The organism is Natrialba taiwanensis DSM 12281, assembly GCF_000337595.1.
In the GTDB taxonomy this organism is placed as follows: domain Archaea; phylum Halobacteriota; class Halobacteria; order Halobacteriales; family Natrialbaceae; genus Natrialba; species Natrialba taiwanensis.
Map to the genome: position 1 here is coordinate 1 of NZ_AOIL01000017.1, position 19,851 is coordinate 19,851.

At 55.2% G+C, this 19,851-nt stretch carries 18 protein-coding genes and 2 pseudogenes; 8 read left to right on the forward strand and 12 right to left on the reverse strand.

What is annotated here, in order from left to right; all coding sequences use genetic code 11:
* From C484_RS05465 to C484_RS05480, 4 genes are all read right to left on the reverse strand, one after another.
* Positions 1 to 465: IS630 family transposase (locus tag C484_RS05465; protein ID WP_006824949.1), on the reverse strand; the 465-nt coding region annotated here is incomplete at its 3' end.
* A 311-nt stretch (positions 466 to 776) separates the two neighbouring features.
* Positions 777 to 2,099: a class-III pyridoxal-phosphate-dependent aminotransferase gene (locus C484_RS05470; RefSeq protein WP_006824950.1), complete on the reverse strand. Its 1,323-nt coding sequence runs from the start codon at positions 2,097 to 2,099 to the stop codon at positions 777 to 779.
* Positions 2,100 to 2,215: 116 nt separating this feature from the next.
* Positions 2,216 to 3,163, reverse strand: a complete 948-nt coding sequence (gene rocF, locus C484_RS05475) for an arginase (protein WP_006824951.1) — start codon at positions 3,161 to 3,163, stop codon at positions 2,216 to 2,218.
* 197 nt (positions 3,164 to 3,360) lie between these two features.
* Positions 3,361 to 4,161 carry an IclR family transcriptional regulator gene (locus C484_RS05480; protein WP_006824952.1) on the reverse strand — a complete coding sequence of 267 codons (801 nt, stop codon included), beginning with the start codon at positions 4,159 to 4,161 and terminating at the stop codon, positions 3,361 to 3,363.
* Positions 4,162 to 5,226: 1,065 nt separating this feature from the next.
* Between C484_RS05480 and rdfA the strand changes: the two genes are divergently transcribed.
* Together rdfA and C484_RS05490 are read left to right on the forward strand one after the other, a co-directional pair.
* Positions 5,227 to 5,853: a rod-determining factor RdfA gene (gene rdfA, locus C484_RS05485; protein ID WP_006824953.1), complete on the forward strand. Its 627-nt coding sequence runs from the start codon at positions 5,227 to 5,229 to the stop codon at positions 5,851 to 5,853.
* 815 nt (positions 5,854 to 6,668) lie between these two features.
* The gene (locus C484_RS05490; protein WP_006824954.1) at positions 6,669 to 7,643 is read left to right on the forward strand and encodes an ABC transporter substrate-binding protein; all 975 of its coding nucleotides are present in this window, start codon (positions 6,669 to 6,671) and stop codon (positions 7,641 to 7,643) included.
* Between the two features lie 402 nt (positions 7,644 to 8,045).
* Here the strand turns inward: C484_RS05490 and C484_RS05495 are convergent, their stop codons facing one another.
* The 3 genes from C484_RS05495 to C484_RS22035 form a co-directional block, all read right to left on the reverse strand.
* On the reverse strand, positions 8,046 to 9,488 hold the full coding sequence (locus tag C484_RS05495) for a pyridoxal phosphate-dependent decarboxylase family protein (protein WP_006824955.1): 1,443 nt from the start codon (positions 9,486 to 9,488) through the stop codon (positions 8,046 to 8,048).
* Positions 9,489 to 9,527: 39 nt separating this feature from the next.
* Positions 9,528 to 9,668 (reverse strand): hypothetical protein, encoded by a 141-nt coding sequence (locus C484_RS23365; protein WP_160164223.1) that lies wholly within the window; start codon positions 9,666 to 9,668, stop codon positions 9,528 to 9,530.
* A gap of 375 nt (positions 9,669 to 10,043) precedes the next feature.
* Positions 10,044 to 10,394 (reverse strand): DUF4870 domain-containing protein, encoded by a 351-nt coding sequence (locus tag C484_RS22035; protein ID WP_083867293.1) that lies wholly within the window; start codon positions 10,392 to 10,394, stop codon positions 10,044 to 10,046.
* 148 nt (positions 10,395 to 10,542) lie between these two features.
* On the opposite strand from C484_RS22035, the gene C484_RS05500 reads away from it, so the two are divergent.
* The 6 genes and pseudogenes from C484_RS05500 to C484_RS05515 all read left to right on the forward strand — a co-directional run.
* Positions 10,543 to 10,890, forward strand: a complete 348-nt coding sequence (locus tag C484_RS05500) for an ArsR/SmtB family transcription factor (protein WP_006824956.1) — start codon at positions 10,543 to 10,545, stop codon at positions 10,888 to 10,890.
* On the forward strand, positions 10,887 to 11,207 hold the full coding sequence (locus C484_RS25125) for a DUF7521 family protein (RefSeq protein ID WP_449289168.1): 321 nt from the start codon (positions 10,887 to 10,889) through the stop codon (positions 11,205 to 11,207). Before C484_RS05500 ends, C484_RS25125 begins: the two co-directional genes overlap by 4 nt.
* A gap of 122 nt (positions 11,208 to 11,329) precedes the next feature.
* Positions 11,330 to 12,000: pseudogene (locus tag C484_RS05505) on the forward strand (ISNCY family transposase); the annotation flags it as partial.
* A 238-nt stretch (positions 12,001 to 12,238) separates the two neighbouring features.
* Complete coding sequence (locus C484_RS22040) at positions 12,239 to 12,952, forward strand: helix-turn-helix domain-containing protein (protein ID WP_006824958.1); 714 nt, start codon at positions 12,239 to 12,241, stop codon at positions 12,950 to 12,952.
* Between the two features lie 74 nt (positions 12,953 to 13,026).
* On the forward strand, positions 13,027 to 13,659 hold the full coding sequence (locus C484_RS05510) for a LysE/ArgO family amino acid transporter (RefSeq protein WP_006824959.1): 633 nt from the start codon (positions 13,027 to 13,029) through the stop codon (positions 13,657 to 13,659).
* Positions 13,660 to 13,668: 9 nt separating this feature from the next.
* A pseudogene (locus C484_RS05515) lies at positions 13,669 to 14,793 on the forward strand (transposase); the annotation flags it as partial.
* 314 nt (positions 14,794 to 15,107) lie between these two features.
* Here the strand turns inward: C484_RS05515 and C484_RS05520 are convergent.
* From C484_RS05520 to C484_RS05535, 5 genes are all read right to left on the reverse strand, one after another.
* Positions 15,108 to 15,818 (reverse strand): DUF2270 domain-containing protein, encoded by a 711-nt coding sequence (locus C484_RS05520; RefSeq protein ID WP_006824961.1) that lies wholly within the window; start codon positions 15,816 to 15,818, stop codon positions 15,108 to 15,110.
* A gap of 126 nt (positions 15,819 to 15,944) precedes the next feature.
* Positions 15,945 to 17,285: an FAD-dependent oxidoreductase gene (locus tag C484_RS05525; RefSeq protein ID WP_006824962.1), complete on the reverse strand. Its 1,341-nt coding sequence runs from the start codon at positions 17,283 to 17,285 to the stop codon at positions 15,945 to 15,947.
* Between the two features lie 360 nt (positions 17,286 to 17,645).
* On the reverse strand, positions 17,646 to 17,810 hold the full coding sequence (locus tag C484_RS24560) for a TM2 domain-containing protein (RefSeq protein WP_338041831.1): 165 nt from the start codon (positions 17,808 to 17,810) through the stop codon (positions 17,646 to 17,648).
* Between the two features lie 219 nt (positions 17,811 to 18,029).
* Positions 18,030 to 18,473, reverse strand: a complete 444-nt coding sequence (locus C484_RS05530) for a DUF2085 domain-containing protein (protein WP_049915057.1) — start codon at positions 18,471 to 18,473, stop codon at positions 18,030 to 18,032.
* A 180-nt stretch (positions 18,474 to 18,653) separates the two neighbouring features.
* On the reverse strand, positions 18,654 to 19,694 hold the full coding sequence (locus tag C484_RS05535) for a hypothetical protein (RefSeq protein ID WP_006824963.1): 1,041 nt from the start codon (positions 19,692 to 19,694) through the stop codon (positions 18,654 to 18,656).
* Positions 19,695 to 19,851: the final 157 nt, after the last annotated feature.

The following is a 19,851-nucleotide window of genomic DNA, read 5'->3' on the forward strand; positions in this document are numbered from 1 at the left end:
TTCGTCAGCCTCAGCTTCAGCGGCTGTACGGCGTGGTTTTTGATAGCTCAATCCCGCTTCTTTGAGCAACCGCCGGCAACTCGGGATTGAGTACTCAACATCGTAGGTCTCGTCGAGATACTGCTGGACGAGCGCCGGCGTCCACGCCGGCGCGTCAACCCCAACTTCTTCGGGTGAGTCGTGGACAGCTTCTTCGAATTCGTGTTGCTCTTTTTCTGGGAGCTTTCGCTTTCTCCCAGATCGGTGATCGTCAGTTACAGCCTGCTCAAGCGACTCGTTGGTGTCGAGTCGCTTGAGCCAGCTATAGATCGTGCGTCGCTGAACGTCGTACCATTCTAGTTCAGTCTGTGTAACGCCGTTTTTGTACGCTATTGCCGCTAAGAGCCGTTTTGTCGGCTTCTTTCCCTCCACGTTGCCGAGAATATCTTGCAATTCCTTGATAGAGATTTCGTCGAGATGATCCACTACCTTCAGAAAGAATCTCTGAGTAAAAAATTTTAACGGTTACTATAGCTATCTGATAGTCGAATTGTTGGTGTATATGCATGTATTTCGAGGTGTCAGGAGCGGTGTTTCCGGACCAAAGGCGCTTTGTCACAAAGGAATCTCCAGTAGCCGCTTCGAATCATCATATCGAGACGATCCCGTTTCGACCACTCTCGGGCAGTCAGTGGCAGGTAGCGATCACGGACACCTGTAGCAACCACAATCCCTGATCGAACGTGTAACCAGTGAGCGACGAGGAACCACCGAATTGATGACCGATACCGGCTGTTTCAGTTCGCCGACGAAACAGGCTCGACCGCAGCAACGGCCTCCCCGAGCAGGTCGACTGCGATATCCAGTTCGCGATCGCGAACGTCGAGCGGCGGCAGCAAGCGAAGCGTCTTCGTTCCGCAGCCGAGCGTGAGCAAGCCCCGCTGCAGCGCCGCGTCCACGACGTCGTCCCGGCGGTCCGCCGTATCGAACTCGACCGCCGTCATGAGTCCGAGGCCTCGCACGTCGACGACGGCCTCGTGTGCCGCCTCGAGATCGGCGAGTCGATCGAGTAGCGCCTCGCCCTGCTGTTCGGCGTGAGTGAGCAGGTCATGTTCCTCGATCGCGGCGAGCGTGAGCGTCCCCTGCATCGAGGCGATGATATCGCCGGCACCCCACGTCGAAGAGAGTCGCGACTCCTCGTCCGGGAAGAGTTCAGATCGGGAGACCGTCGCGCCGACGCGAAGCGCCTTCGCGGCCGTGATCACGTCCGGTTCGAACTCGTAGTGATCCGACGCCCACAGTTTGCCGGTGCGACCGACGCCGGACTGGATTTCGTCGGCGATGATCGGAATGTCGTGTTCGGTACAAAGGTCGTCGACCGCGCGCATGAACTCGCCGTCCGGGACGCGATAACCGCCCTCGCCCTGGATCGGTTCGAGGATCAGGAAGGCGACCTGCTCGGGTGGAATGTGGCCGTGGTCGGGATCGAGTTTCTCTCGGAGGCGTTCGACGCCCTCGAGACTGTGGGGTACGTCGTGGATGCCGCTGAGCTCGGGGAAGTCCCGCCGGTGGACCGACTTCGAGCGGTTCAGCGAGAGCGCGCCGAGGGTCCGGCCGTGGAACGCGCCCTCGAACGTCAGCCCGTACTTCGGCTGTTCGCAGTGGTCGTAACACACCTTGATCGCGTTCTCGACCGCCTCCGCGCCGGAGTTCGAAAGGAAGACGGTATCCATATCGTAGTGAGCCGTGATCTCGGTCAGTTTGTTCATCAGGTGAGCGGGTCCCGGCAGCTCGGCCTCCTCGGGCGTCCTGCCGGTGCTAGCGTAGAAGTCCTGGCCGGCGATTTTCAGGGGGTCGACGAGATCGAATTCGCGGAGTTTGTCCGTGATCAGCGGGTTGTTGTACCCGAGCGGCGCGGCGGCGACGTGACTCGTGAAATCGAGAAGGACGTTGCCGTCTGGGTCCGTACAGAAAGGACCCTCGGCGTCAGCGGTACTATCCCAGACGAAGTCATAGACGTACGTACTCGTCGCAGCCGCCTGCTGGTGGTACTCGACCCACTCGGATGCAACCGGTCCCGGCAACTGCGTTACATTCGGCACTGCTGTCTCACGTTGCATGCCTTGGTTGTACTCACCAGGGTGCTTAAAACACGTGGATTCTGGACCCGAAACGCGCACAACCGACGCGAGAAGACGATAGAAAAGCCAAGGAAAGCAGGAAAATGGAGGAGAGATTACAAAATCCGCTTCCCGCACGCGCTCGCAGCGAGTTCAGCCGCGACTTCGGCAGTCCGGTTGTCCCGATCGAGGATCGGATTCACTTCGACGACGTCGATCGACCGCAGCAAGTCCGCTTCCCGATCGCGCTCGGCGACGAGTTCGAGTGCCGCGTGGGCTTCGCGGTAGTTCACGCCGCCACGGACCGGCGTGCCAACACCCGGGACGACCGTCGGATCGAGCCAGTCAAGGTCCAGGCTGACGTGAATCCCGTCGACGCCGTCGGTCGCGATCTCGAGTGCATCCTCGACGACGGCAGTAATGCCGCGCTCGTCGATTTCGCGCATGGTAAAGACGGTCGCCTCGCTCTCACGCAGCGCTGCTCGCTCCTCGTTGTCCAGGCTTCGAATGCCGACAAGGACGGTGTTTTCCTCGCTCACAGCCGGGGTTTCGGCCCACTCGACATCGGCGAACTCGCCGCGACCGTGGGCCGCAGCGAGCGGCATCCCGTGGACGTTCCCGCTCGGGGAGGTCTCGGGCGTGTTGTAGTCGCCGTGGGCGTCAAACCAGATGACCCCGATGCCGTCCTCGGCGTTCCGTGCCGCTCCGAACATCGATCCCATCGCGACCGCGTGATCGCCGCCCAGGACGAGCGGCACCGCACCGTCGTCGATCGTCCCGGCGACCTCGGTCGCGAGCGTTTCAGTTACTCGTCCGATCTCGTCCAGGTACTTCGCGTTCCCCGTCGATTCCCGGCTAGCCGCCGAACTCGTCTCGAGTCGCGGGACGTCCAAATCGCCGGCGTCGGTACAGTCAACGCCGGCAGCAGCGAGTTCAGCCTCGATATCCGCGTATCGAATCGCCGAGGGACCCATATCGACCCCGCGCCGGTTCGCACCGAGATCGAGGGGCGCACCGAGCACACGGACCGATCGGGAAGTCGTCCGGTCGTGGTCACCCGTCATCGGTCTAGCCCTGCGCTGAACTCGTCTCTGTTCGTGACGTTACCGCACCGAAAGACGCTCGACTGCTCGATCGCAACTATGTCCATCGTACGAACGACTCCGAGACACAATCATATATCTTTTTTCTCTCTACAGGTTCGCTCTCGCCGGAAAACTGCATAAGGTATCGATACATCCGTTCCACGCCGAACCGTCGCTTACCGGTCGAACTGTGCCGTTTCGAGGGCGACCTCGATCAGATTCGCGGTTTCGATGACCTGCTTTGGCACCGACGAATGGAATCGTTCTCCCTGGAGCCGGCTCGTTGGTCCCGTTACGCTCACCGATCCGACGACGGTCTCGGTTGGGCCGAGCACCGGCGCGCCGACCGCTCGCATCCCCCGAATCTCCTCTTCGTCGTTGAGCGCGTATCCGCGGTCCCGGATATCAGCAAGCGTCTCCCGTAGCTCGGCCGCGTCTGTAATCGTATTCGCCGTCTGGCGTTCGAACTCCAGATTCGCGATGATTTCGTCCCGCCGCGTTGCCGGGAGGTGAGCGAGAATCGCTTTCCCAGCCGCAGTATCGTGTAAATGCTGGGGCGTCTCTCGCATCCGCAAATGATAGTCCATCGCGACGGCGAACTCGCCACGACTCTCGTAAAGGACGACCTCGCGGCCGCGTTCCTCGGCGATGAGATGGGTATACTCCCCAGTCCGTTCCGCGAGTTCGTCGACCTCGTTGTGACCGGCCATGTAGAGATCGGTTTCGTTCCGGACGTGTTCGCCGATCGTGACGAACTGAAATCCGAGTCGATACTGGTCGCCGTCTCTGGTAACGAAGCCACAGTCAACGAGCGTCTGGAGGTATGTATAAACGGTCGCCTTCGTCAGTTCGAGATCTGCTGTGATTTCGGCCAGCGTACCGCCCTGTTGCTGTTTAATGACGTTGATAACGTCGGTCGCTGTCTGCACCGATTTGATCCGGCGTGGCCCGTCGTTCCCGGTCGAACCGGCTGTCATACCCGCGTCTACACAATGGGATGCTTAAGTATTTGCGATTATCAAACGGCTGCGAGCGGAAATCCCGGTCGGCAGTTTCGCCCAACCGGACGGTTCAGTCGTCCTGCGTGGTGATATCGGCCGAGAATCCCTGAGCCATCTAGATGTCTTTAGAATTGTGTATCGTTCAGGCGGTACGCTCGGTAACAGCCTCGACGGCCTCGCGAGTCGAGGGGTAGCCGTTGTAGACTTTTGACCCCGCCGAATGGCAGTGCACTTTGGCACCAATACACACATGAGCAGTAACTCGCCGTTCAAGAAGATTATACAGAGAACGTCGGTCCGGAAAACGAATAGTCGGTTTGAAACTATGAAATAGAACTCGTCCGCGGTTGCGAGGTGACACGTGGTTTCGCCAGGAGAATAAACGGTACCCGCGCTGAGAGGCACCCGGGAGGAACAATATCGAGAATCGTGGCCGACGAGGTCATCTATGAGAGCGATTTCTTTGAGGACTGCAAACGACATCTGAATCGACTGGAGTCCGCGTGTTTGCTGCATTGCACTTAGCGTGGGAGACAGTAGCCTCTGAAAGTCACGGTCCACCCGATCGCGCGACGGCTGTACGATCGGTCTGGAAACCGTCCCCGGTGTTACTATAGCCGGGACACGAAGCGACGTGAGCTCTGGACGGAGATGACAGAGGCTAGGAGGAGAAAGAGCCATTGCGTACTCGTTCGCCCCATCTTCACGACGTAGCAACACGGTTGAGCGCCTCTGCCGCGTGAAATCCACCATCGCTACACTCACAACCCGCCGACTGCGCTCGAGTTCCGTTCGAGATTTACAATCCTACGGATGTAAACTCCGCTCTGCTGATTCTTGGCTCAAGTATCACGTCATTACTATTATGTTTTGGGAGAAGTTTCTACTAACTAGTATCTACGTTCGCTGCAAATGCCCTTCGTGCAAAACCACCGGAGATCATGCAGCGATCACACCCAGTGAACAGGGCCGATTACGCCCGTATTGGTGTAAATACCGCGGTCGGAACGCTTTTTAGACCGACTCGACTACGCACTAGTAGTGACCGAGCGCACTCTCGATACAGCGGCGAGTTCATCGTGTGGCTGCAAAGTTGGTCGTATCACGGCCCAGTACGACCTGAACGGACTCGACGATGAACTCGTCAGCTACTGGACCGATAGAACGGACGAACGATACAGCACGCGCGATCTCGCAACGCACGTCAATCAGCGTGTGCTCGAAGCGGCCCTCGACGAAGCGGGGCTCCAGTACAAGGACGGCGAGGTCGAAAACACCTATCGACTCCTGACCGGTGACGATGTCAGTAGCGGGACCCGCGTGCAGACGAGAAAAGAACTCGAGCGAGACTCCATCCCGGTCGAGGAGGTAGAGAGTAATTTCGTCTCCCACCAGACGGTCTACAACCACCTGACGGATTGTCTCGACACGACACTCGAATCACCGAGCGACGAGGAGCGACTCGAACGGAGCCGGGATAAACTCGGTGCCCTCCGAAATCGGACTGCTGCGGTGACAGAGGACACGGTTGCACAGCTCGAACGAGGCGACGTACTCGACATCGGCGAGTTCAACGTCCTCGTGAACGTGACGGTAACCTGTGAGGACTGCAAACAGCAGTATACCATCAGAGATCTGCTCGACCAGGGGGGCTGTGATTGCGAGTGAGCGCCGTCCCGAGCGGTAGTAACACCTGAAACGATTTCATACTGACCGCACACCCATCGTGCAATTCGGTGTGCACTGCTGTTCAGTAGTGCCGATAGCGAGGACAATCTGAACTCGTTTCAGTTACTAGAATCCACTCACCGATTAACTGCGTTTCGTGGTTCTCCCCCCAAACAGGGGTTGAATTAGTATTTACTAGGACAGTATCGAACTCATCTATATTATCAGAAACATAGATTGGTATATGACATGATAGCAGTGGTGTATGTGGGATGAGCTACTCAGGTGTGTCGCGTGAAGATTGTGGTCATCCGAGATGAGGAGTGAGGACCAGACGAAGAACACGTCGACAGCCTTAACGGATGATTCAGTTCGTTCGCTCCGAAGGAATGGCGTCTCTTGTTGCACTCATCCACTGTGTCTTCAGCACGCCTTTTGTTGACAGTATCTGAGCAGATTCTGGTTCCATCTGGGATAACGATCCTCTTGCTGTGGTAATTGTCATACTCGTCAGCCGGTGTAATGGAGGTCAGAAATCGACTTGCAAGGGTCAGCCATGAACTGAGCCCGCGATTTATTCATCACTTCCGCTTGCTGGATCGTAAGCAGCTCTGATACTGTCGAACCTCGAAAGGTATTTTTAGGCCATCCTAAAATATAGCGTTATGCGACGTGTAGAATCAACGCGACGAGAGTTCGTAGGGACGAGTAGTGTGATTGGCAGCATGGTCTTCGCGGGCTGTCTGAATGGTGACCCTTCGGAAGTGGGCCAAAGAACAGGAGATAGAACCAGCTATACTGCTGGAATCGAGCCGGTGGGGGAAGTCGAGTTCGAGGGCCCACCCGAGCGATGGACCGCCCTACTGCCGACCTTCGCGGACATGGCGTTCGCACTCGGCGGCGGACAGACGCTCGGGATTCAGAACCACGACCGTTACGCGAACGAAGCCTTCGACGCTCTTCCTGGAGTTAAGCATAACCAAGACGATATCGTAGATCTCGTCAGTACCGATGTCGATAAAGAACTGTTCTATGATATGAACGCCGATGTCCATTTCATAGATCCGAACATATTGAAACTCTGGTACGGCTGGGACCAGTCGGATATCGAAGAAATCGCGAATAACCTCGGTCCCTTTTTCGGGAGCTTCATTCGTCGTCACAGCGATGACTGGCACGACTATCGCTACTACAGCCTCTATGAGGCTTTCGAGTTGATGGCCGAGGTTTTTCAGGCCCAAGACCGTTACCAAGCGTTCGTTGAACTCCACGAGCAGATGCTCGAAACGATCGAGGAACGATTGCCACCGGCCGACCAGCGACCAACTGCCTTGCTCGTCTACCCAGCCGGCAGGTCAGGAACCTCGTTCCACCCATTCCGAATTGACGATGGTGGGGTCAGCACCAAACAGTGGCGCGATCTCGGTCTGAGTGGCGCACTTGCCGAGACGGACATAGGCCACTACAGTTACTCCGACGATGGCACGCTCGGTCCAGAAGCCTTGCTCGAAATCGATCCCGAAGCGTTACTGGTACGCAACTACGGAGGGGCATCCGAATCCAAGTTCAGGGAAGAAGTAGTCGAACCCTTGGAGGATCATTCGGTCACCAGCAATATACGGGCAGTGCAGAACGACGCCGTCTACAACGCCGGGTACCTCGATCAAGGACCGATAATCAACTTTTATCACACCGAACTGGCGGCGAAAGACATCTATCCAAATGCGTTTGAGGATGCGACGCTCTTCGATCGTGAGCGCGTCGCCCAGATCGTTTCTGGAGACCTTTGAGTGACCTCGTAACTAGTGTTGGACAGTGATATGATACACGGTTCACAGCAGGCTGTCTTTCGGTACATCGCATAACTTCGCGCCCATGTTGACCGCGGGCGACTGTGTCAAAATCGCCGTCTCGGCGTTGGTCCCAACCCGACTAACCGGTTTACCTCTCACTGAGCCCGCCGCTCGAGAGTGACAGTACTATTCAGCAGCCACAGAACTCACACAGTTTCTCACGCTCGTCCGATAGACGCACCGAAGAAAGCCTAAATCGACTCTAGGTTGGTGAAAGTAGCCACGGATCAACGAGAAGTCGACGCAAAACTGATTTATCCTCCGAAACTGTGAAGTACCACAACCTCGGAAGATAGTTTTGATGCGTGCCTTCTATTCAGATATTGATGGCTGGATAGATTATGTCTTTTCTGCATCTAGGAACGCATCAATCCCATTGAAGAGCCGCTGAATAGTATCCTCTCCGGTGAAAGGGTTCAGTAGGACGACTCGCAGCCACCGGCTGTCATGATAGGTCGGTAACGACACAAAGAGATCGTATTCAGAGAGCAGCACCTGTTGGAGCTGGCTGTTCAGATCATCCCGCTCTTCTGGCGGACACCACTGGGGCACCGCCTGGAAGCAAACGATGTTCATCTCCGGTCTGCTGGCCAGTTCTAACGCGTTGTGTTCGACGACCCGGTCGCGAATCATGGTCGTCAACCGGTAGCTTTCGTCGATAAGCTGGTCGAGTCCGTCACGGCCGAGATGTTCGAAGGTGAGCCACAACTTCAGTACCTCTGCCCGCCTGGTGCCTTGTACGCTCAGTTCGCCGAGGTTTGGAACAGCATCGTCGCCGCGCATGTACGGCGCCCCGATTTGGAAGTCCTCTTGCAGCATGTCAACATCTGCGAACAATGCCATCGCACAGGTCTTGGCGACGTAACACCACTTCTGCGGGTTGAACGTCACCGAGTCAGCGGCCTCGATTCCATCGAGTCGATCCCGTTCGGCCTTGGAGAAGATGAGTGCCCCACCATAGGCCGCATCGACGTGGAACCACAGGTCGTACTCGCTGGTGATATCCCAGATCGCGGGCAGTGGATCGATGTTGCCGGTCGTCGTTGTACCGGCCGTTGCAACGACACAGAACGGTGCTCGCCCATCCCGTTTCGCTCGCTCGACGGCCCGTTCCAGCGCGACCGGTTTCAGCCGGGAGTTCTCGTCCGTCTTGACCGGCACCACGGCATCCGTCCCTAGGCCGAGTATCATCGCAGCCTTCTGAAGTGAAGTGTGAGCCACCTCCGAGGCGAACAGCACTGGCTTACGGTCTACCCCGGCGAGTCCCTCCGCATGGACGTCGAACATCTGGTTTCGGGCGACCGCCAGCGCGTGGAGGTTCGCGAGACTGCCGCCGCTCGCGAGCACGCCGCCAGCGTCGGGCCCGAGGCCGAACTCGGCGGCGATTCGCTCGGTCAGTTCGACCTCTAACTCCGAGAACACCGGCGACATCTCCACGCTCAGCATGTTGTTGTTGTTGACAGCCGACGCGACGAGGTCGCCGAGCACGGAGATTGTCGTCGGCATCGTATCCATGTGGCCGATGTATCCGGAGTGGGCGGAATTCATCGATCCTTCGGCGGCCTTTTCAAGGTCCTCGAGCAGGCCACCGGGGGAGCCCGACGACTCTGGAATCGTAGCAGAGAGATCGGGCGACTCCTGAGGTAACGGCGAGCGGTCGTCGGCTGTTTCGAGTTGTGTGAGAAGCTGATCGAGGACCTCCTTCGCAAGGTCATGGACGGCCTCGGCGTTCGCTCCGGTCGGGTCGACGAACGCTGAATTCGGTAGATTGGAGCGATTCATGAGAGCACATCCCGGTGCAGCTACTTTGCGTATTGGGTCTCATCGGTCCGATAGCACCTGTTCGGCCTCCGGTCTGGAGAGGTTCCTGCCGGTAACTGGAATCACCACCAGGGAAGAACTTGTTATATCAACTTGGAGTTCTTCGAACAGCATGTCCCTACTTTCCTCGAAGAACTCCACTCAGATCAACCACAATCTAGCAGTGCCATCATAACTGAGCCCAGTCCGAGCAAATGTGTCCCAACGAAAACGGTATCAGGATAGACAGAAATCGAGCACTTCGTTGGGAGATGAACCCGAACAGGCGGAGATTCGACCCGAAACTGGCCTATCCTCCGAAACTGTGGAAGTACACACCACAGCGACGTGTTGCGAAGTTGGGGGATAATGCACAGGTTCAGCGGGGACTACTCATCCGTCTGAAAGTTCTCTCGCAACCCCGCTCACAAGTGAACTCGTGGTTTCTCTCAGAACGCGAAGAAGAATTCAGTCGTCGCTGTCATCACAGATGATCTCTAGAGCCAAGTAAGTCGTAGATTCGTTGTTTAAGAAGCATCAGATTATCTGAGGGACTATCGGATACTTCCACTCTCGGCCTTGATACGCTTTCATACTTGCTATTAGCGCAAAGCAGATTGTTGCCATTGCTATGATTATTGCTATTGCTACACCGGCGAGTTCACTCACTCCGATACCAATTATAACGACTAATATAGCCATCAAAGAGATAGGCACATGCCAATTCAATGCATTAGCTGCATTTGCTTTTGCGAACTCATCATCGGATACTAGATATACAAAGACAATAGCAAAAAAACCAAAAAAGAGGCCAGAAATATGAACCAACGCTGCAATGGTGGTATCTTGATTGCTATTACTCTTCCTTCCAGTAACGTTCGCTGTCATCAGTACACTGTATGTTATCCACCGATACAAAAGAAAGGTCAGGCACAGTTCCAGGTTATGGAACTGTGAATTACCACTTATTCTCTGTCCCAATGTAGCTCTGAATATCAATGGCAAGTAGAATGCATCCAACGAATAGATAGATACGATGACCGATGAGGAGTTGAGTGACGTCTTGAAAATCCTAGGCGACGAACATTCGAGAAAAATCCTCCAAGAAACAATGAAACGGTCAATGTCAGCTGATGAATTGAGTGATGCATGTAATATATCACCACAGTCGGTCTATCGCCGGACAGACAAACTCTCGTCTTATGGCCTTTTAGATACAGAAATGGAATATGATGAAGACGGCCATCATTTTCAGACTTATACCGCCGATCCAACTCAGATTGTGATTAGCATTTCTGAAGAGAATGCTGATGTGACTATCAGTAAACGGGAAAGGATGGCCGACCGTTTCAGCGAGTTCATAAACCAAGTGAGGGATCAATGATAGAAGCTGGTTCATGGCACCCAGTTGCAGTTGTTGGATTGGTCTTTTCCATCGTAGCCCTTCTACTTGGAGTCAGTACTGCGTATCTTGCTGTGCGCGGCTATCTTCGGAATGGTCAACGACCGATGTTATTCATTGCTGCTGGGTTTGTTTTTGTACTCTTGACACCATTTTTGTTATTATTCTCATTTATAATCCCAATAGCAGATGAAGTTACATTTTACGCTATTGGTGCCATCAATCATACTATCGGACTATGTTTGATATTATATGGTCTCTGGACACCACGTACTTCAAATATCTCCAAAAAAGCTTAGGCGAGTCTACTGAAGCCCTTAGCCGTTGATGCTTTAACTTCAATCATTTAGTACAGAACCTGCAGTTCTTGGTTAGCACAGAAAGTATAGCCCGGATATGGCCCACGGTTTCGGTTTGAAACGTCGTGCGGTCCAGTAGCGATCACGAGCACCAGATCGCCAAGCTCGCCAGCGAGGACAAAGACTTCGACGTGGTCGAGCAAGAGCGACTGGACGACGGGCCGACGCGGAAGGCGGTCTACCTCCCGAAGCGCGAATGGGAACGCGAAGAGGAGGGCGACGATGGGACGGACGTGACGATTCGACAGGAGCTCATTGAGGACTTCGAAGACATCGGCGACACGACACCGCTCTCAGAGGACCGCAACGGTGACTCGCCACTAAGCAACATCCTCAACGAGGTCGCCGAAGAGGAGGAAATCGAGGAGCCGGCGCGGGTTGAAGCGCCGACGGTGCCCTTCGAGACGAATCTTCCGTGGGTGGACGTCGATTCTGCGGACGAGCGGGAGATGAAGCACCAGATCGGGCGGCTGATGGCCCGGTACAAGCAGCGCTGGGGCATCAAGAACGGCTTCAAGAAGCTGAAGACGTTCCTCGCGGAGACGCAGTCGCCCGACCACCGGTTCCGGTACTTCAACTTCGCGTTCGCCTGCGTGCTGTACAACTGCTGGCGACTCGTGGACATCCTCGTACAGTTGGAGATGGACGGGGAGGTCGGGGACGACCGGCGATCACGGCGAACTCGTTCCTGACGTTTGCCAAGAAGAGCTACGACCTCGACCCACCCGACTAACCCTTTCGTTTCCTCTGGGCTTGCTCGGTCGTGAGCACCGGCACTGTCCTGAACGCCGATTTCTCCGCCGATTTATGAGGAAATTCTGATAGCTATCCTAGAAGCCCCTTCTCACCGAGTCTCGTACACTTATTTCAGGGGAGGAAGAGGTGAAATCTGTGCATTATAGAGGTGTCTTCGAAACATCACAATTTCGGAGGATGGATTCATAACCCTCGGAATACTTTCTCTACTAAGAATGGCTGTGAGAAACGGAGAGGAAGGAAGTATTGAACTCACCCTTGATATTTGGCATCCGCAGTGTTGGACGCTCCACGTAACAGAAGATACTAACGCGGATCTCCTTGGACACGGCCTCTATTCAACCAACGATACAGTTCACGGCCTCTTCACAGCCTCTGCACAGTCGATTTCTGAGGTTGACCAGACAATAACAGATATTCAAGAATCGGCACTCACAGACGATGTCTGGACGATGGGTAGTCAAGACGGGGTCGAAGTACCAGCTACTACTGGGACTGCGACACGAGGATTTCTCGTCGAATGGGGCGTTGATACAGGGGAGAACATCATCGATTCACTCGTTAATCACGGCTTCGTTCCACGACGAACCTACCAGATGACGAGTGGTCGTGAGCAGTGGAGCGTGATTACCACAATGGATCGCCATGAAGCCCAAGAACAACTCAGCGATGTGAGTTCCGAAACTGATGCTGATATCAATATTCAGCGAGTCACGTCCAACAGTCGCCAGCCAAGTGGCCCGTCTCAATTGGATGTTCTTTCCCCTCGACAGCGGGAAGTGTTCGAATATGCTTGTCAGCAGGGGTACTATGACTGGCCTCGAAAGGTCTCCGCGACCGACCTCGCGGACGATCTCGGCATTACAAAGGCAACTGTAACTGAACACCTCCGGAAAGCGGAATCCCGTCTATTCACCCCTTTTCGGTAGTACCTCGCCCGCGAGGGGCGAGCCATACATGTAGGGGACGGGTTCTCCCTTCTCTCGCCCAATAGTAGTTGTATATGCCTCTCACTGCATTTACACATGGAATCGTCCTCGCAATCGGTCTCATTGTTGCACTCGGTCCCCAGAACGTCTTTGTCTTCCAGCAAGGCGCAGCTCAGCCCCGCCTCACCCGCGCTCTTCCGACTGTGCTTACTGCGGGTATCTCTGATACACTACTAATCCTTCTCGCAGTTCTCGGTGTTTCGGTCGTGGTTCTCCAGTTTGCGTGGTTGCAGACCGTGCTGTTTGGGGCTGGGTTCGTGTTCTTGCTCTATATCGGATGGGCGCTTTATTCCTCACCTGCGCTCGATGTGGACCCACATACAGAGGAGTTTCTCGGAACGAGCGAGCAGATCGGGTTTACAGCATCTGTCTCATTACTGAACCCACATGCAATTTTGGACACTATTGGTGTGATTGGGACTAACGCATTAGCCTATCCCGGGCTAAACCGCTGGATATTCACTGCAGGTTGCCTGTTCGTGTCGTGGGGATGGTTTAGTGGGCTCGCTGTCGCGGGGTGGGCACTGGGTGAGTCTGCAAATGCTGACCGTTGGATGCGGTATCTCAATACGGTCTCGGCAGTTGTCGTCTGGCTTGTCGCGCTCTACATGGGCTGGCAGCTTATTGGATCATTAGAGATCGTGTAGAGAATGAGAGTACGTGATGAGTCCGAAATCTGGAGAGCTATCCGTTTAGCTCGCTCGTACGCCTTCAATTCGATTCAAACAAACCGGGCACAGAATGCTAGCTATCCAGATTCCTGTATCTTCGAGATGCAGTCGTTTATGAGCCTCGTACGATGTGGGACGGCACAGGGTGCTCATCGGTTCGCTCGATTCTCTAACAGAGAGCGAACCCATCACGGAGATACTCATCTTAGGGCGGTCAAACAATTCACTCCGGAGAACTTGCTCGAGGGATTCGATAGTGCCACGGGCCGTGTACTCTCAGTTATCGAGTCTGAAGCGTCGTTTCGCCGGCCCGTGACGGTTGCGATCGACATTACGACCATCCCCTACTACGGGCGGACAGCTGAGATGCCGATGGTGAGCGGGACGAAAAACGGTGAGGGGCGAGCGTTCAAGTTCGCGACCCTCTCGGTTGTCGGGCGGAATATCCCGCTTGTACTGGCCGTTGAGCCGGTGCGTGAAAGTTCGTCATGGGACGAGAATCCACCGAATCAGATTCATCGTGTTGTCCGCCGGCTCCTTCTGCGCGCAAAAGACCACGTCCCGATCGAGATGGTCCTGTGTGATCGGGAGTTCAACTCGATGCGCGTCTTCCAGACGCTCTCGAACCTCGACGTCAACTACCTCATTCCGAAACGGATCACGAGCTCAGAACGCGAGGTAATCGAGCGAATGGACGAAGACGACCAAGAGGTCGCTGTTGAGACGGCTTCCGTTCATGTTGAGGTGGGCTCGCACCCGATGCGGTTCCTGTATATTCCGTCGACGGGTGGTGAAGGGACGACGGTGTTTGCGACGAATCTCCGAGTCGGAACGGATGAGGCTAAGACGTTTTGTCGGCGGTATAGTCGACGGTGGCAGATTGAAAACGAGTACAAGAGCATCAAAGGCGAGTTTCTCGCGAAGACGTCCTCGAAGGAGTACCGCGTCCGGCTGTTCTACTTTGTGTTCGCCGTCCTGTTATACAATATCTGGCGACTCACGGATTTCCTGTTGAAAGTGGGTGTCGATGGAGAGATGGACTACACGCCCGTGTTGACCGCGGGCGAATGCGTTGAGCTCGTCGCGTCGCCGTTGATTCCGCCCGATTAACCGGTTTAATCCCCGTTAAGTCTGTTTCTCAGGAGTGGTGACGCTGTTCAGCAGCGCAGAATCCGCACAATTTCTCACTCTCTGCCGATAGTCATGCCCGCGAACGTTCGAGATCAACTCTGGATCGATGAGAGGAACCACAAGTCAACGGGGTATGACCCACAATTTTCCTATCCTCCGAAACTGTGGCAACATCAGCACAGCTATTTTGTATAGTGGAATGTGATTCATCACCTGTGAAGGACACAATAGTAAACTACCCGCGCCACCAACCGAGAGCGTCTGTCGATGGGAAAAGGCCTCGAGAACCAGGATCACTGCGTCTCCTTCCACTCTCCCGCATCACCGCCTCTAAACTCACCCATCGCCTCGCGTTCACGAGGCCACAGTGAAACGACCAGCACGAGACTATAGAAGACGCCAACGAGCCCCGTCACGACGGTCCCTGACAGGGTCCCAACGCTGGCCACAGTCAGAAAGCCGTCTCCAGTTGCAAATGCGGTAATCCGGAAAATCCAGGCGAGTAACAGAACGAGTAACAGCGCGAGGTAGATTCGTCGAAGTCGGTTCCGGAGGGCTTCCAGGAGCGTAATTTTCATCGTGGGTGTTCGGTAGTCGTTGCTCAGTTTTCGTCGCCAATCCTCGTGTTCGAGTTCACTCGCGGGATCGAGCGCGTCCGCGATGAGATTTTGCTGAATCAGGCGGACACGCGATCGGTAGACATCGTAGTCACGGTAGCGTCGGGCTTCGATCATCAGAAACGTCGTTACGACCAGGACGGCGATCAGAATAATGTAGTGTGGATTGTCGGCACTCGAGAACGCCCAGGTGAGGATCGCAGCCATCACGGTGACGCTCCAGGTTGTCGTCTGGTCAAGTCTCGATCGCCAGGTCGTCTCACGATCCAATTCGCCTCGATAAGTGTCCCCGAGGACGGCGCTCATCGTCGAAATATCGGTATCGATTTCGTTCCCGAGTTCGTCGTGACTGGAGTCAGTGTGATCGTCTCCGATGTCTCCACTCATGGTAGCTACTGTTGTTCACCACGGCCACGCTATAAGTAACAGAGACACCAGATCGACCGGAACACAACGCGTGGTTCAGGCCCTTGGTGGGAGAGAAGAGTGGCAGTTTGTAGACCGCGAGGCGTCTTATGCTGGACGGGGGAAGTTGTCGATCGTTTCCGCGCGGAATGCCTCCTCGTCGAACTCGTACTCGCCGTCGAGGAACTCGAGGAGTGTCTGTGTGTCCTGCAGTGCGTTTTGCAGACAGGTGGACGCGCCCGGCGACGGCGTGATATTGAACAGAATGTCGTCGCCGACGATTTTTGCTTCACCCATATCGAGGGATTTGCGCGTGGTATCGACGATCTGGGGTCGAACACCGCCGTAGCCCTTCGCCCGTTCGATGTCATCGAGTTCGACGCTCGGGACGACCTTCTGGACGTGCGGGAGGAACTCGCGCGGCCCGACTGCGGGGAGGTCGTAGACGAGGTTTCGGAGAACGTACGGGAGAAGGATCCGGTCCGAAAGGATGTTGGCGTAGCTGAGGAACGCTGCGGCGTTCAACCCGAATACGTCGAAGAAGTCCCGTACCGTCGAGAGACGGCCGCGTTCGAGAGCGGGGACCAGTTTCGCAGTGGGGCCGAAGCGGGTGATGCTCGGATCGTGAACGTCCGCGTCGCCGTGGACGGCGGCGAACGGGAGTTTCTTCATCTGGAGCGTGTACACCTTCCCGTTGAGCAGATCGTCTGCAAGGAAGAAACTGCCCGCCACGGGGAGCAACACCTTGTCCTGGCCGTAGCCGAGTTCTTTCGCGATCTGGAGGCTGTGCGAGCCGGCGGCGACGGCAGCTGCGTCACAATCGAAGCGGCCGTTGGTCGTGGCGATAGTGTAGCCGTCGAGTGTCGGCGTGATGTCCGTGACCTTCGTACCGCTGTAGATGTCGACGTTGGGTTCCTCGCGGGCCTGTTCGACGAACGACTTCGTCGTTGCACCGTAGTCGACGACGTAGCCGTCCGGTGTCTGCAAGGCGAACATCTCCTTCGTGGGATCGCGCCCCTCGACAACCTTGGGCTCGTACTCGGCGATTTCCTCGCGGCCGATCGGTTGGAGTTTCGGAAAGAGATCGCCGAAGCCTTCAGCCTCGTAGCGCCGCTCGAGTTGTGCGACTTCCTCGTTGCCGACGCCGAGAACCATCTTGCTTCGCTTGTCGTGCATCTCGCGGTCGGCGTCGTGGTTCTCCAGGTACCCCGCAAGGAGTTCCGCCCCTTCCTTTACCTCCTCGGCCTTCTCGAGCGTGTAATTGGTCTCGATGTCGCCGAAGTGAAGCGTCTGTGAGTTGTTCGTGTGGTTCGAGTTAATCGCCGCGGTCTCCGATTCTTTTTCGATGAGCGCGATGGAGTCGATATCGGAGAACTTCGCGGTTGCATACAGAAGTGATGCCCCGCTGATACCGCCCCCGACGATGATGAGGTCGTACTTGCCAGACATAATTGATTTGGAAAGTCATCTCGATAACTGTCCTCCGGACAAATAACTCGTGTTTTTTCGATCTGTTTTTCGTCGATCGTCGAACCCCATGTCGGCAGTTGAACGCTGTGCGATAAAATAGCCTGTAGGGCGCGTTAGCACGGAATACTCTTCGAACAATACAGACCCACTGCAAAGAAATTGGTAGTGAACTACCGTTGCTACCGGCACTGTTTCACCAGATTCCACGCGGATAGTCGAAAGAGGCGAAGCGTACATTCCGAGCAGGCTTCCGTCGGCGTACTTCTCTTCGTATTCGATATCGTCGGCAACCAACATCAGAATGCCTTCGACAATGCCGAGAAGCCAGGGAATTCCTGTTCAGAAGAAACACAGGTAGATGACGCCAAGTTTGACGTTTCTCTGATAGAACTTGTGTGCGCCAAGCGTTCCACGGAGCAGCGCCAAAATACTTGCTGCAAGCCGATCCGAATCAATACCGGATCCGCGATAGGAGGGCTGTCGAACGCCACACTCCGGACAGATCTCTGCCTATGCATTGATCCGCTCACCGCACTCGACACAGTACTTTTCGCCACCAGACCGGTCGGGCCCGCCATCGAGAGGCGTCGTCTGATCGACCCCACAGCTGGGCCACACATCCGCTCCGTCGTCGAGTTGCTCCCCACAGTTGCTACAGTGCTTCATTCCGCTCCCGCCCGTGTTTCACACTCGTCTTAAATAGCGGCTTGTTGGATACTGCTATCACCACGAGTAGTACAGCAGTATTCCCGCAAGAATCGCATATCCGACCCCGATTCCGAGGAGACCGACCATCGCCTCGAACAGCAGATGCGCGATGGCCAGTCCGTAGCCACACCCGAGCAAGAATCCAGTCACCGTCCGAACGGGGTTATACCCACGGCAACTGCTGAACGTCGTTACGCTCCAATCGACCAGGGAGGGAACTGGCAAAAGCGCGACCAGGAACGCAACGGTAGCAGGTGCCACCTCCGGGCCACCCAACGTGGCGAGTACCCCCGCCCCGATCCCCGGATAGACGCCTGCACATCGAGCACAAATGTGAACTCGGCGACCGAAGACGACGGGCGAATAACAGCGATAGAACTCAGCAGGCACGTGGTGTGAAAGTACAAACCGTCCTGTTTCGGACAGTCCCTTCCGTAGTTCCGCAGTGTCGATTCTCATGGTCTGGAAACGGATGGGCAGAGAACGGTGATCAAACCACTCGTAACTCCCGCCGGATTGCACCGACGTTCTAGGATGTGTTCATCCACGAACCCAAAGCAGTACCGATCTCTCAGTACGCGTTTGAGGATCGTTCGTACAACCGTCCACCGTCAGTTCCACCGGGAGGGGGCAATGGGATTAATATTGGTGTTTGAAAGAGAGGTCGCCGTGGTCATAGGAGTAGGATTTGATTTCCGCTTCATCACAGCGTGAATGGAGATCTGCCGGCGAAATATCCATCTGCTCGCCGAACTCTTTCTCGAGGTGTTTGCAAAATGCGATGGTAAGATTTCGATCGTCATCCCCAGTGTCTGCAACCTGAAGAACGACTGCCAGATCCGGATCGTCGTAATCCGGTTTGATGACGTAGTCGCCCGGAGTGAACGGATTATCGGGATATTTGAGATTCGTGTGTTTGTAGGTGTAGAGCTTGATATTTTGATCGTCACAGTAGGATGCCAACTTTGCAGGATGGATCTCCCGCCAGTTCCCTGGCCCGTCATCGAGACTATTCGGAAATGCGACGCAGACCGCCTCACCATCCATCGTCTGGCCGTAGAGGTTGATATCTTGTTCCGGTGGGAGTACCTCCACGACTACCGCGACTGATGGATCGTTATCTTCCGCTTTTACTACGCGATCACCAGGCGTAAATGGGTTCTGCGGCTTTTGGTTCATATGAGCCGTATTTGGCCCTAAATCCTGTAATTCGTTCATCGGACGAGCAGCGAGGTGAGCGAGTTTTTCGGGTTTTTCACCAGAATACGCTCCCTGCGTTCTGACTTTCGATTTGAGTGTTTCAGTTCGTTCCCATCCAAGAAGGATGAGTGCATCCTCGTTATCGCGATGCCAAACCATCACAATAATGTCATCATCTGGGTCGTTTTCGAGGATCTTTGCCGGCCGGAACGCAGAAACGTCTCTCGAGGTTTTCACGTCGATCCTGTATCCGAAGACATCGAAATCGTGGCCGGAGAAACTCTCAGAATTACAGCGCCGGATCGCCGCTTCATTTTCCCATTCCCACATTTCGACAGGGAGATACTCACGACAGAACTGCTCGAATGCGAGTTCACCGAGATTTCCGATACGCTTGACGTCTAACTCGTCTGCACCTTGGATTACCGCTTGGTGGTGAGCTCGTTCTCTATCGATTTCATCCGGTGTGTAGAGATACATTAGCTAGGAATTATTCGGTTGTGTAATGTATATTCCGTACTGAAATCTACCGGCTACCTGGTAATCGCCGAAGAAGAAATCCAGGATCGATATTTTAGCCTCCCAGGAAAGTGATGCGTAGAGAAATCGAAGATCTCGGTGCTCGAACAGGCATCTA